The organism is Streptomyces sp. NPDC002787, from assembly GCF_053592095.1.
On the sequence record NZ_JBSFVC010000005.1, the window covers coordinates 116628 to 129679 of the forward strand.

General features: G+C 67.3%; 11 protein-coding genes and 1 tRNA gene. 10 read left to right on the top strand and 2 right to left on the bottom strand.

What is annotated here, in order from left to right; all coding sequences use genetic code 11:
* Positions 1–16: 16 nt before the first annotated feature.
* Together ACWD26_RS08545 and ACWD26_RS08550 are read right to left on the bottom strand one after the other, a co-directional pair.
* Positions 17–1048 (bottom strand): adenosine deaminase, encoded by a 1032-nt coding sequence (locus tag ACWD26_RS08545; protein ID WP_451267612.1) that lies wholly within the window; start codon positions 1046–1048, stop codon positions 17–19.
* A 135-nt stretch (positions 1049–1183) separates the two neighbouring features.
* Positions 1184–2410, bottom strand: a complete 1227-nt coding sequence (locus tag ACWD26_RS08550) for a pyridoxal phosphate-dependent aminotransferase (RefSeq protein WP_451267614.1) — start codon at positions 2408–2410, stop codon at positions 1184–1186.
* A gap of 252 nt (positions 2411–2662) precedes the next feature.
* Between ACWD26_RS08550 and ACWD26_RS08555 the strand changes: the two genes are divergently transcribed.
* The 10 genes from ACWD26_RS08555 (at position 2663) to rpoB (ending at position 12992) form a co-directional block, all read left to right on the top strand.
* Positions 2663–2735: transfer RNA gene (locus ACWD26_RS08555), tRNA-Trp, on the top strand.
* A gap of 114 nt (positions 2736–2849) precedes the next feature.
* Positions 2850–3137: a preprotein translocase subunit SecE gene (secE, locus tag ACWD26_RS08560; protein ID WP_033528314.1), complete on the top strand. Its 288-nt coding sequence runs from the start codon at positions 2850–2852 to the stop codon at positions 3135–3137.
* Positions 3138–3214: 77 nt separating this feature from the next.
* The gene (gene nusG, locus ACWD26_RS08565) at positions 3215–4057 is read left to right on the top strand and encodes a transcription termination/antitermination protein NusG (protein WP_451267616.1); all 843 of its coding nucleotides are present in this window, start codon (positions 3215–3217) and stop codon (positions 4055–4057) included.
* Positions 4058–4225: 168 nt separating this feature from the next.
* Positions 4226–4660 carry a 50S ribosomal protein L11 gene (rplK, locus tag ACWD26_RS08570; RefSeq protein WP_033528316.1) on the top strand — a complete coding sequence of 145 codons (435 nt, stop codon included), beginning with the start codon at positions 4226–4228 and terminating at the stop codon, positions 4658–4660.
* Positions 4661–4741: 81 nt separating this feature from the next.
* Positions 4742–5467, top strand: coding sequence for a 50S ribosomal protein L1 (gene rplA / locus ACWD26_RS08575; protein WP_451267619.1), 726 nt, complete (start codon positions 4742–4744; stop codon positions 5465–5467).
* Between the two features lie 195 nt (positions 5468–5662).
* Complete coding sequence (locus ACWD26_RS08580) at positions 5663–6532, top strand: hypothetical protein (protein ID WP_451267621.1); 870 nt, start codon at positions 5663–5665, stop codon at positions 6530–6532.
* Positions 6533–6613: 81 nt separating this feature from the next.
* Positions 6614–7507, top strand: coding sequence for a hypothetical protein (locus ACWD26_RS08585; RefSeq protein ID WP_451267623.1), 894 nt, complete (start codon positions 6614–6616; stop codon positions 7505–7507).
* Between the two features lie 307 nt (positions 7508–7814).
* On the top strand, positions 7815–8345 hold the full coding sequence (gene rplJ, locus ACWD26_RS08590) for a 50S ribosomal protein L10 (protein WP_451267625.1): 531 nt from the start codon (positions 7815–7817) through the stop codon (positions 8343–8345).
* 120 nt (positions 8346–8465) lie between these two features.
* Positions 8466–8849 (top strand): 50S ribosomal protein L7/L12, encoded by a 384-nt coding sequence (gene rplL, locus ACWD26_RS08595; protein ID WP_451268024.1) that lies wholly within the window; start codon positions 8466–8468, stop codon positions 8847–8849.
* Between the two features lie 657 nt (positions 8850–9506).
* Positions 9507–12992: a DNA-directed RNA polymerase subunit beta gene (rpoB, locus tag ACWD26_RS08600; RefSeq protein ID WP_451267627.1), complete on the top strand. Its 3486-nt coding sequence runs from the start codon at positions 9507–9509 to the stop codon at positions 12990–12992.
* Positions 12993–13052: the final 60 nt, after the last annotated feature.

A 13052-nucleotide genomic window follows, 5' to 3' on the forward strand; every position in this document is an offset into this window, starting at 1 on the left:
CCACGCGACGGCGGCCTCAGGCGGTGATCCAGTCGTCGACCCCCGCCAGCAGCTTCCGCTTCACATCCTCCGGGGCCGCCGAGCCACGTACCGACTGGCGCGCCAGCTCGGCGAGTTCGGCGTCCGTGAAACCGTGCTGGTGGCGGGCGATCTCGTACTGTGCCGCGAGGCGGGAGCCGAACAGCAGAGGGTCGTCCGCGCCGAGCGCCATCGGGACACCGGCCTCGAACAGCGTCCTCAGAGGGACGTCCTCGGGCTTCTCGTAGACACCGAGCGCGACGTTGGAGGCCGGGCACACCTCGCAGGTGATCTGCCGGTCCGCGAGCCGCTTCAGCAGCCTCGAATCCTCCGCCGCGCGCACCCCGTGCCCGATCCGGGAGGCGTGCAGGTCGTCCAGACAGTCCCGTACCGACGACGGACCGGTCAGCTCACCGCCGTGCGGCGCCGCCAGCAGACCGCCCTCACGCGCGATGGCGAAGGCCCGGTCGAAATCCCTCGCCATGCCCCGGCGTTCGTCGTTGGAGAGCCCGAAGCCGACCACGCCCCGGTCCGCGTACCGCACCGCCAGCCGGGCCAGCGTGCGCGCGTCCAGCGGGTGCTTCATCCGGTTCGCGGCCACCAGCACCCGCATCCCGAGCCCGGTCTCCCGCGCGGTCGTGTCCACCGCGTCCAGGATGATCTCCAGCGCCGGGATCAGCCCGCCCAGCCGGGGTGCGTACGACGTCGGGTCCACCTGGATCTCCAGCCAGCCCGATCCGTCCCGCACATCCTCCTCCGCGGCCTCCCGCACCAGCCGCTGGATGTCCTCCGGCTCCCGCAGACACGAGCGCGCCGCGTCGTACAGCCGCTGGAAGCGGAACCACCCGCGCTCGTCGGTCGCCCGCAGCTTCGGCGGTTCCCCGCTGGTCAGCGCCTCCGTCAGCGCGTCGGGCAGCCGCACCCCGTGCTTGTCGGCCAGTTCCAGCACGGTGGCGGGCCGCATCGACCCGGTGAAGTGCAGATGCAGATGGGCCTTGGGCAGTTCAGAGAGATCACGTACACGCTCCATTGCAGGATCCTGCCGCACGTCCGTGCCGTCCCGGTAGCGGAATCCCCGAACGTGGTCTTGCTCGCACATATGAAGGGGGCGGGCGCCTCCGAAATTTCGGAGGCGCCCGCCCCCTTGGAGCGGACGCTCAGGCCCTCAGTCCGTCGCCTCCGCCAGCAGCTTCTGGATGCGGGAGACACCCTCGACGAGATCCTCGTCACCCAGGGCGTACGACAGGCGCAGATAGCCGGGTGTGCCGAACGCCTCTCCGGGTACGACCGCGACCTCGGCCTCCTCCAGGATCAGCGCGGCCAGCTCGACCGTGTCCTGCGGGCGCTTGCCGCGGATCTCCTTGCCGATGAGGTCCTTCACCGACGGGTAGGCGTAGAACGCGCCCTCCGGCTCCGGGCAGAACACGCCCTCGATCTCGTTGAGCATCCGCACGATCGTCTTGCGGCGGCGGTCGAAGGCCTCGCGCATCTCGGCGACGGCGGTGAGATCGCCGGAGACGGCGGCGAGGGCGGCGACCTGCGCCACGTTCGACACGTTCGACGTGGCGTGCGACTGGAGGTTCGTCGCGGCCTTGACCACGTCCTTGGGGCCGATGATCCACCCGACGCGCCAGCCGGTCATCGCGTACGTCTTCGCGACACCGTTGACCACGACGCACTTGTCGCGCAGCTCGGGCAGGATCGCCGGCAGCGAGGTGAACTTCGCGTCCCCGTAGACCAGGTGCTCGTAGATCTCGTCCGTCAGAACCCACAGGCCGTGCTCGACGGCCCAGCGGCCGATCGCCTCGGCGTCCTCGGCGCTGTAGACCGCGCCGGTCGGGTTGGACGGGGAGACGAACAGGACGACCTTCGTCTTCTCCGTGCGGGCCGCCTCCAGCTGCTCGACGGAGACGCGGTAGCCGGTGGTCTCGTCGGCGACGACCTCGACCGGGACACCGCCGGCGAGACGGATCGACTCCGGGTAGGTCGTCCAGTACGGCGCCGGGACGATCACCTCGTCGCCCGGGTCGAGGATCGCGGCGAACGCCTCGTAGATGGCCTGCTTGCCGCCGTTGGTGACGAGGACCTGCGACGGGTCGACCTCGTACCCGGAGTCGCGCAGGGTCTTCGCGGCGATCGCGGCCTTCAGCTCGGGCAGACCACCGGCCGGCGTGTAGCGGTGGTACTTCGGGTTCTTGCAGGCCTCGACGGCCGCCTCGACGATGTAGTCCGGGGTCGGGAAGTCGGGCTCACCGGCGCCGAAGCCGATCACCGGACGCCCGGCGGCCTTGAGGGCCTTGGCCTTGGCGTCCACGGCGAGGGTGGCGGACTCGGAGATCGCGCCGACTCGGGCGGAGACCCGGCGCTCGGTGGGAGGGGTTGCAGCGCTCATGGGGCCCATCGTTCCAGACCCGAAACGCGCCCGGCACGCGGGTTTCACCCAGTGAACAGCCCGGGAACAACCGTCCGTATCCGGGCTCGGGGAACGGTCGATCTTCGGCGGCCAACGCCCCTACGGACGCTTTCTGTTCGACGGCAGGCCTCGGACCACGTATGCTCTCTCCTCGTTGGCCTTCACCGGCCGCGCCCACCAGGTGCACACCGAGCACTCGGTCGGATGCGGTACGTTGGGGGAGAACCGCAAAGGGTCGTAGCTCAATTGGTAGAGCACTGGTCTCCAAAACCAGCGGTTGGGGGTTCAAGTCCCTCCGGCCCTGCTACACACTCCTCACGCCAGGATGTGTGCGCATGTACGTACAGCAATGTTCCGCCGTGCGGCTCAGACCGGGCGCGGCACGGCCACGACCCGGACCGGAATCAGGTGAGGATGAATGACGGACGCCGTGGGCTCCATCGACACGCCTGATGCCCAGGACGAGGTGCCCGAGGACAAGAAGAAGACCCGCAAGGGCGGCAAGCGCGCCAAGAAGGGCCCGCTGAAGCGCCTCGCGCTCTTCTACCGCCAGATCGTCGCGGAGCTGCGGAAGGTCGTCTGGCCGACCCGCTCCCAGCTGACGACCTACACCACGGTGGTCATCGTCTTCGTTGTGATCATGATCGGTCTTGTTACTGTGATTGACTTCGGACTCGACAAGGCCGCCAAGTACGTCTTCGGCTGAGCCGAGAGCGAAGGGCGCCGTAACCTGGCGCCCCTTTCGCGTGTTCCACCCCCATGTATCCAGGAAGAAGCAGCCACGTGTCTGACCCGAACCTGAACGACGCCATCGAGCCGGACGAGTCCGTGGATGATGAGCTCGACATCGTCGAGGGAGCGGACGAGGTCGACGAGTTCGAGGCTGCCGAAGCCGAGGCGGGGGAACCGGCCGAGGAAGCGGCCGTTCACGTCGAGGACGGCGAGGACGCCGACGACTCCGAGGACGCGGACGCGGCCGAAGAGGCCGTCGAGGAGGAGACCGAGCCGGTCGACCCCGTCGAGGCCCTGCGTGAGGAACTGCGGACCCTGCCCGGCGAGTGGTACGTCATCCACACGTACGCCGGTTACGAGAACCGCGTGAAGACCAACCTCGAACAGCGTGCCGTCTCGCTGAACGTCGAGGACTTCATCTTCCAGGCCGAGGTGCCGCAGGAAGAGGTCGCGCAGATCAAGAACGGCGAGCGCAAGACCATCCGCCAGAACAAGCTCCCCGGCTACGTCCTGGTGCGCATGGACCTGACGAACGAGTCCTGGGGCGTCGTCCGTAACACGCCCGGTGTCACCGGCTTCGTGGGCAACGCCTACGACCCGTACCCGCTGACCCTGGACGAGATCGTCAAGATGCTCGCGCCGGAGGCCGAGGAGAAGGCGGCCCGTGAGGCGGCCGAGGCCGAGGGCAAGCCGGCGCCCGCCCGCAAGGTCGAGGTCCAGGTGCTGGACTTCGAGGTCGGCGACTCGGTCACCGTCACCGATGGCCCGTTCGCCACCCTGCAGGCGACGATCAACGAGATCAACGCGGACTCGAAGAAGGTCAAGGGTCTCGTGGAGATCTTCGGCCGCGAGACACCGGTCGAGCTGTCGTTCGACCAGATCCAGAAGAACTGAGTTTCTTCGGACCGTACGCTTCCGACCAGGTCAGGCAAGCTCTCATCGCTTGTCTGACCTGCTCGGTTTTTGGCCGCGCATCTATACCCGTTATCGTTGTGCGGTATGCCTTCATCCGGGACGCGACCTGGGTGGGGGCGCACTCGAATCGAAAGGACCCGGAGAGCTATGCCTCCCAAGAAGAAGAAGGTCACGGGGCTCATCAAGCTCCAGATCCAGGCCGGTGCGGCCAACCCGGCTCCGCCGGTCGGCCCGGCGCTGGGTCAGCACGGCGTCAACATCATGGAGTTCTGCAAGGCCTACAACGCCGCGACCGAGTCGCAGCGCGGTTGGGTCATCCCGGTGGAGATCACGGTCTACGAGGACCGCTCCTTCACCTTCGTCACCAAGACGCCCCCGGCCGCCAAGATGATCCTCAAGGCCGCGGGTATCGAGAAGGGCTCCGGCGAGCCGCACAAGACCAAGGTCGCCAAGATCACCGAGGCGCAGGTCCGCGAGATCGCCACGACCAAGATGCCCGACCTCAACGCCAACGACCTGGACGCCGCCGCGAAGATCATCGCCGGTACCGCGCGTTCCATGGGCGTCACGGTCGAGGGCTGAACCCCACCTTCGTAGAACCACCGTGGTAGGGCCTGCTCGGCCCGTACACCACGACTCCTTTCAGAACACACAGGAGCAGTTGTGAGCAAGCGCAGCAAGGCTCTCCGCGCTGCGGACGCCAAGATCGACCGGGACAAGCTGTACGCCCCGCTCGAGGCCGTCCGTCTCGCCAAGGAGACCTCCACGACCAAGTTCGACGGCACCGTCGAGGTCGCCTTCCGTCTGGGTGTCGACCCGCGCAAGGCCGACCAGATGGTCCGTGGCACCGTGAACCTCCCGCACGGCACCGGTAAGACCGCCCGGGTCCTGGTCTTCGCGACCGGTGACCGTGCCGAGGCCGCACTCGCCGCGGGCGCCGACATCGTCGGCTCCGACGAGCTGATCGACGAGGTGTCGAAGGGCCGTCTGGACTTCGACGCCGTCGTCGCCACCCCGGACCTCATGGGCAAGGTCGGCCGCCTCGGCCGCGTGCTCGGTCCCCGTGGTCTCATGCCGAACCCCAAGACCGGCACCGTGACCCCGGACGTCGTGAAGGCCGTCAACGACATCAAGGGCGGCAAGATCGAGTTCCGCGTCGACAAGCACTCGAACCTGCACTTCATCATCGGCAAGACGTCGTTCGACGACACCAAGCTGGTGGAGAACTACGCCGCGGCGCTGGAGGAGATCCTCCGTCTGAAGCCGTCGGCCGCCAAGGGTCGCTACATCAAGAAGGCCGCGATCAGCACCACGATCGGCCCCGGCATCCCGGTCGACTCCAACCGCACCCGCAACCTCCTCGTCGAGGAGGACCCGGCCGCCGTCTGAGCCTGACGCTCACCGGCAGCCGCGTCGCGGACGCAGAGCCCGAGGACGAGCCCCGCACCTTTCGAGGTGCGGGGCTCGCCCCTTTCCGGCACAGGGGCCTCTTGCGGGTCTCTCCGGCGTACGGGTGGGCATTGACGCGCGAGTGTGCTGCCCTGGTGTGCGGAGCGCGGTGAATCTCCCTGGGGGTGGGGACGGATGACCAGGACGACCACGTGTCGCCGTACGGCTGTGTCGTTCGCGGTGGTGGCCGCGCTGACGGGGGTGGCGGCCTGCGGGTCCTCGGACTCGGGCGAGGGCGGACGGGGCGCTGCGTTCGCGGCGCTGAAGCTCGCGGACAGGTCCACCGGCGACGCCGACTCGGCGAGGATCGAGTCCACCGGGGACATGGGCGATCTGATGTCCATCGAGGCGCACGGCGAGGTCGACTGGGCCGACGGCCTCCAAGGAACCATGACCATCACCTACACCGGCGGCCAGGCGGCCGACCAGATGGGCCGGCTGGGCATCACCTCCACCGAGGCCCGCTATCTCCCCGACGCCTACTACGCGGACATGGGCGACCTGTTCGCCGGGCAGTACGGCGGCAAGCGGTGGATCAGGTACGCGTACCACGACATGGACGAGATGATCGGCGGGGCCTCCGGTGCCTATGTGCGGGAGCACTTCGAGAGCGTCACGCCGAACCAGTCCGTACGGCTCCTGCTGGCCTCCGGCGACATCGAGAAGGTCGGCGAGCAGGATGTGCGCGGTGAGCGGACCACGCACTACGCGGGCACGGTGAACGTCGCCGACATCCAGGAGCGGAACGCGAACCTCGGTGAGGAGACGCGGGCCGAGCTGGAGGAACAGCTCAAGGCGTCCGGTATCACCACCGCGGACATCGACCTCTGGATCAACGACGACAACCTGCTGGTCAAGAAGGTCGAGAAGAGCGACACCGCGAACGGTGCGCTGAACTCCACGGTCCACTACAGCGACTACGGCGTCGAGGTGTCGGTGAAGGAGCCGCCGGCCGCCCGGACCGTCGACTACAAGGACCTGATGAGCAATCTGCCGACCAGCTGAAATCGCGGGACAGTTCGAACTCGGCGCGGTTAGGGTCCCTTCCGGCCCACACAGGTGGGGCATGAGGTTCCAGGGGGACACATGAGGTTTGCCAGGCGCGGTGCGCTGCCCCGTCGTAGAGCCCTCGGTATGGCCGCCACGGCCGTGCTGCTGGCAGGCGGCGCCACCGCCTGCGGCGCCGAGGAGGACCTGACGCCCAGCGAGGCCGTCGCGCGGGCCTCGGTGCAGACCGAGGATGTGGCCTTCCTGCGCTACCGGGTGACCGGGACGCTGCCGGAGCACGGGAAGGTGAGGGCCGAGGCCTCCATGGCGGTGAAGACGTCAGCCATGCGCATGGAGCTGACCGGGCTGGGCGAGACCGAGGACCGGCCACTGGAGATCCGGTTCGTCGACGGGGCCATGTACGTACAGGGCGACACGACGGTCCTCGGCGACACGGCGGGGAAGAGCTGGATCAAGGCCGAGCCGGCCGTGTGGGGCAAGGGTGCCGCCGACAACCAGTCCTACGGTGTCCTGCCCCGCCAACTGCAGGGCAGCCCGCTGCTGCAGTCCACGATCCTGACCGGCGCCGAGGACGTGAAGGAGAGCGGCAGCGAGACCGTGGACGGCACCCCGACCACCCACTACCGGGGCTCGGTCACGACCAAGGGGCTGAGGGCCGCGCAGGGCGCCGCCGAGGACGAGGCGACCCGGGAGCAGCTGATCACCGGGCTCGACCAGCTCACGGGCCTCGGCCTGCGCTTCGGCAGCGCGCTCACCATGGATCTGTGGGTCGACGGGGACGGCCGGGCCAAGCAGTTCCGGCTGAAGGGGGAGACCAGCACGTTGGACGGCGAGGGGCGCACGGTCGACACCGGACCGCTCGACATGACCGTCGCCTTCCTGGACGACGACCCCTCGGTGACCGTCGAGGCCCCGGCGACCGACGACACCGTGGACGTCGGCGGACTGGCGGACGAGGGCGGAGTGAGCTGAGCGGAGTGAGCTGAGAGGCGGCTCCCGGAGCGGATTTGCTTGACACGCCGTGTGTCATCTACGCTCTCGGAGAAGCCAAAGACCGCTGGTCGTTGCCGTGTGCTCGTGAGAGGACTCGGTGGCCGAAGGATCCGCTGAACTGCGGACGACCCGCGTAGGTGACTGTGGAAGTTGCTCCTGGTCCGGTTCCGTGATCGTACGGAATTCGTCCGGTCGAGCCACGCCCCGTGCGCCTGCGCCGGGGCGTTTCGTTTTCCCCCAGCCCCTTCCGAGCGGTCCTCATCACCCGGAAGGAGGCCGACGCTCTATGGCAAGGCCCGACAAGGCTGCCGCGGTGGCCGAGCTCACGGAGCAGTTCCGTAGCTCGAACGCCGCCGTGCTGACCGAGTACCGGGGTCTCACCGTGGCGCAGCTCAAGACGCTGCGTCGTTCGCTCGGTGAGAACGCCCAGTACGCCGTGGTGAAGAACACGCTGACCAAGATTGCGGCCAACGAGGCCGGGATCACGACGCTCGACGACCTGTTCAACGGTCCGACGGCGGTCGCCTTCGTCACCGGTGACCCGGTGGAGTCGGCTAAGGGTCTTCGTGACTTCGCCAAGGACAACCCGAACCTCGTCATCAAGGGCGGTGTCCTTGACGGCAAGGCGCTGTCCGCCGACGAGATCAAGAAGCTCGCGGACCTCGAGTCCCGCGAGGTTCTGCTCTCCAAGCTGGCGGGTGCCTTCAAGGGCAAGCAGTCCCAGGCTGCGCAGCTCTTCCAGGCGCTTCCCTCGAAGCTCGTCCGCACCGTGGACGCGCTTCGTGCCAAGCAAGAAGAGCAGGGCGGTGCCGAGTAACTCGGCTCGCGAAATGACCGCCGCCTGAGGCAGTCCGCCTCCGACAGCGGTCGTAGCGGGCCGTCGTACGCCCGCCAGACATGTACACCCCGGCACCAGCCGAATTAGTGGAAGGAAGCCATCGTGGCTCTCACCCAGGACGAACTGCTCGCCGAGTTCGAGGGCATGACCCTCATCCAGCTCTCCGAGTTCGTGAAGGCGTTCGAGGAGAAGTTCGACGTCACCGCCGCCGCGGCCGTCGCCGTTGCCGGCCCCGCCGTCCCCGGCGCCCCGGCCGAGGCCGTCGAGGAGAAGGACGAGTTCGACGTCGTCCTCACCGGCGCCGGTGACAAGAAGATCCAGGTCATCAAGGTCGTGCGTGAGCTGACCTCCCTTGGCCTGAAGGAGGCCAAGGACCTCGTGGACGGCGCCCCCAAGCCCGTTCTCGAGAAGGTCGCCAAGGACGCCGCCGAGAAGGCCGCCGAGTCCCTCAAGGCCGCCGGCGCCTCCGTCGAGGTCAAGTAAGGCCTCGCTGGTCCGCCAGCACCTCAGGGTCCGCGAGGATCCGTGCGAGACAGTTCTGAACAGTTCTGAGACGCGTGTCGAAATTTTGTTCGAGGCTGTAACGCGAACGCACTGAAGGGCGATCACCCAACTGGGTGGTCGCCCTTCGGCGTTCCGGGACGTCGAGCGACGACTGCCTTGCACTGTCGGTGGCGACGAGTATGGTGATCTTCGTCCTGCCTCCGAACGCCCTAGGTGACGAGCTGCGAGTGACGATCGCGGCACCGGGATCGGGCATGAGGGGCCTTGACGAACCGCACGCAGCGCGCAATTCTCAGGACGCGTCGTCACACCGATCCGAACTCCGAGGCATGGATCGACGACGAAGAGGGCAGTATCAACGTGCATTGAGGGCGTGGGCTTGCGTAGGTGTCGAGAACAACGAGGGTCTCGAGAAACCCGCACTGGACATCAGTGTGCCAAGTGGCTACACTGACCCTTTGCGCTGCCTGTTAGCTGTCCCCTGCCCGTCACCAGGGGCATGCCCTCGCTTGAGCATCGACGAACAGACCATTCCTGATCTGGCCTTCCAGTCCGTTCAGGAACTGCCTGGTCTCTTTGCGCAGGAGAGGGGCCGGTACGCGCGTAGTGAGTCCGAGCCCTCGGAAGGACCCCCTCTTGGCCGCCTCGCGCAACGCCTCGACCGCGAATACGAACAACGGCGCCAGCACCGCCCCGCTGCGCATCTCCTTTGCAAAGATCAAGGAGCCTCTCGAGGTTCCCAACCTGCTCGCGCTGCAGACCGAGAGCTTTGACTGGCTGCTCGGCAACACCGCCTGGCAGAGTCGGGTCGAGGAGGCTCTGGAGAACGGACAGGACGTCCCCACCAAGTCCGGTCTGGAGGAGATCTTCGAGGAGATCTCCCCGATCGAGGACTTCTCCGGGTCGATGTCGCTGACCTTCCGCGACCACCGCTTCGAGCCGCCGAAGAACAGCATCGACGAGTGCAAGGACCGCGACTTCACGTACGCGGCTCCGCTCTTCGTCACGGCCGAGTTCACCAACAACGAGACCGGCGAGATCAAGTCCCAGACGGTCTTCATGGGCGACTTCCCGCTCATGACGCACAAGGGCACCTTCGTGATCAACGGCACCGAGCGTGTCGTGGTGTCCCAGCTGGTCCGCTCGCCCGGTGTCTACTTCGACTCCTCCATCGACAAGACCTCCGACAAGGACATCTTCTCCGCCAAGATCATCCCGTCCCGGGGTGCCTGGCTGGAGATGGAGATCGACAAGCGCGACATGGTCGGTGTGCGTATCGACCGCAAGCGCAAGCAGTCCGTGACCGTCCTCCTCAAGGCCCTCGGCTGGACCACCGAGCAGATCCTGGAGGAGTTCGGCGAGTACGAGTCCATGCGCGCCACCCTGGAGAAGGACCACACCCAGGGCCAGGACGACGCGCTGCTCGACATCTACCGCAAGCTGCGTCCGGGCGAGCCCCCCACGCGTGAGGCCGCGCAGACGCTGCTCGAGAACCTGTACTTCAACCCCAAGCGCTACGACCTCGCGAAGGTCGGCCGCTACAAGGTCAACAAGAAGCTGGGTGCGGAGGCTCCGCTCGACGCGGGCGTCCTGACCGTCGAGGACGTCATCTCGACGATCAAGTACCTGGTGAAGCTGCACGCGGGCGAGACCGAGACGGCCGCCGACAACGGCCAGACGATCGTCGTCGAGACCGACGACATCGACCACTTCGGCAACCGTCGTCTGCGCAGCGTCGGCGAGCTCATCCAGAACCAGGTCCGTACGGGTCTGGCGCGTATGGAGCGTGTCGTCCGCGAGCGGATGACGACCCAGGACGTCGAGGCGATCACGCCCCAGACCCTGATCAACATCCGGCCGGTCGTCGCCTCCATCAAGGAGTTCTTCGGCACCAGCCAGCTGTCGCAGTTCATGGACCAGAACAACCCGCTGTCGGGTCTGACGCACAAGCGTCGTCTCTCGGCGCTGGGTCCCGGTGGTCTGTCCCGTGAGCGGGCCGGCTTCGAGGTCCGTGACGTGCACCCGTCCCACTACGGCCGTATGTGCCCGATCGAGACGCCCGAAGGCCCGAACATCGGTCTGATCGGTTCGCTCGCCTCCTACGGCCGCGTCAACGCGTTCGGTTTCGTGGAGACGCCCTACCGCCGGGTCACCGACGGTGTCGTCACCGACGAGGTCGACTACCTGACGGCCGACGAAGAGGACCGGTTCGTCATCGCGCAGGCCAACGCCACGCTCGACGACGGCATGCGGTTCGCCGAGAACCGGGTCCTGGTCCGCCGTCGTGGCGGCGAGGTCGACTACGTCGCCGGTGACGACGTGGACTACATGGACGTCTCGCCGCGCCAGATGGTGTCGGTCGCGACCGCCATGATTCCGTTCCTGGAGCACGACGACGCCAACCGTGCCCTCATGGGCGCGAACATGATGCGGCAGGCCGTCCCGCTCATCAAGAGCGAGTCCCCGCTCGTCGGCACCGGCATGGAGTACCGCTCCGCCGTCGACGCCGGCGACGTGGTCAAGGCCGAGAAGGCGGGTGTGGTCCAGGAGGTCTCCGCGGACTACATCACCACCGCCAACGACGACGGCACGTACATCACGTACCGCCTGGCCAAGTTCGCCCGCTCCAACCAGGGCACCTCGGTCAACCAGAAGGTCATCGTCAACGAGGGCGACCGGATCATCGAGGGCCAGGTCCTCGCCGACGGTCCGGCCACCCAGAACGGCGAGATGGCGCTCGGCAAGAACCTGCTGGTCGCGTTCATGCCGTGGGAGGGTCACAACTACGAGGACGCGATCATCCTGTCGCAGCGCCTCGTGCAGGACGACGTCCTCTCCTCGATCCACATCGAGGAGCACGAGGTCGACGCCCGTGACACCAAGCTCGGCCCCGAGGAGATCACCCGGGACATCCCGAACGTCTCCGAGGAGGTCCTCGCCGACCTCGACGAGCGCGGCATCATCCGTATCGGTGCCGAGGTCGTCGCCGGTGACATCCTCGTCGGCAAGGTCACGCCCAAGGGTGAGACCGAGCTGACGCCGGAGGAGCGCCTGCTGCGCGCGATCTTCGGTGAGAAGGCCCGTGAGGTCCGTGACACCTCGCTGAAGGTGCCGCACGGCGAGATCGGCAAGGTCATCGGCGTCCGCGTCTTCGACCGCGAGGAGGGCGACGAGCTTCCGCCCGGTGTCAACCAGCTGGTGCGCGTGTACGTGGCGCAGAAGCGCAAGATCACCGACGGTGACAAGCTCGCCGGCCGTCACGGCAACAAGGGTGTCATCTCGAAGATCCTTCCCATCGAGGACATGCCGTTCCTCGAGGACGGAACTCCGGTCGACATCATCCTCAACCCGCTGGGTGTGCCGTCCCGAATGAACCCGGGACAGGTCCTGGAGATCCACCTCGGCTGGCTCGCCAGCCGCGGCTGGGACGTCTCCGGTCTCGCCGACGAGTGGGCCCAGCGTCTGCAGGTCATCGGCGCCGACTCCGTCGCCCCCGGCACCAACGTCGCGACCCCGGTCTTCGACGGTGCCCGCGAGGACGAGCTCGCCGGTCTGCTGGAGCACACGATCCCGAACCGCGACGGCGAGCGCATGGTGCTCCCGTCCGGCAAGGCGCCGCTGTTCGACGGCCGCTCGGGTGAGCCGTTCCCGGAGCCGATCTCGGTCGGCTACATGTACATCCTCAAGCTGCACCACCTGGTCGACGACAAGCTGCACGCCCGGTCGACCGGTCCGTACTCGATGATCACCCAGCAGCCGCTGGGTGGTAAGGCCCAGTTCGGTGGCCAGCGCTTCGGTGAGATGGAGGTGTGGGCGCTGGAGGCTTATGGCGCCGCGTACGCCCTCCAGGAGCTGCTGACCATCAAGTCCGACGACGTCACCGGCCGCGTGAAGGTCTACGAGGCCATCGTCAAGGGCGAGAACATTCCCGAGCCCGGCATCCCCGAGTCCTTCAAGGTTCTCATCAAGGAGATGCAGTCCCTGTGCCTCAACGTGGAGGTGCTGTCCTCGGACGGCATGTCCATCGAGATGCGCGACACCGACGAGGACGTCTTCCGCGCTGCGGAGGAGCTTGGCATCGACCTGTCCCGGCGTGAGCCGAGCAGCGTCGAAGAGGTCTGACGGGAGTTCGGCGGCCTTCGCCATGAAGGCCGCCGGCCCCAGGACCCCCGTATCAGACCC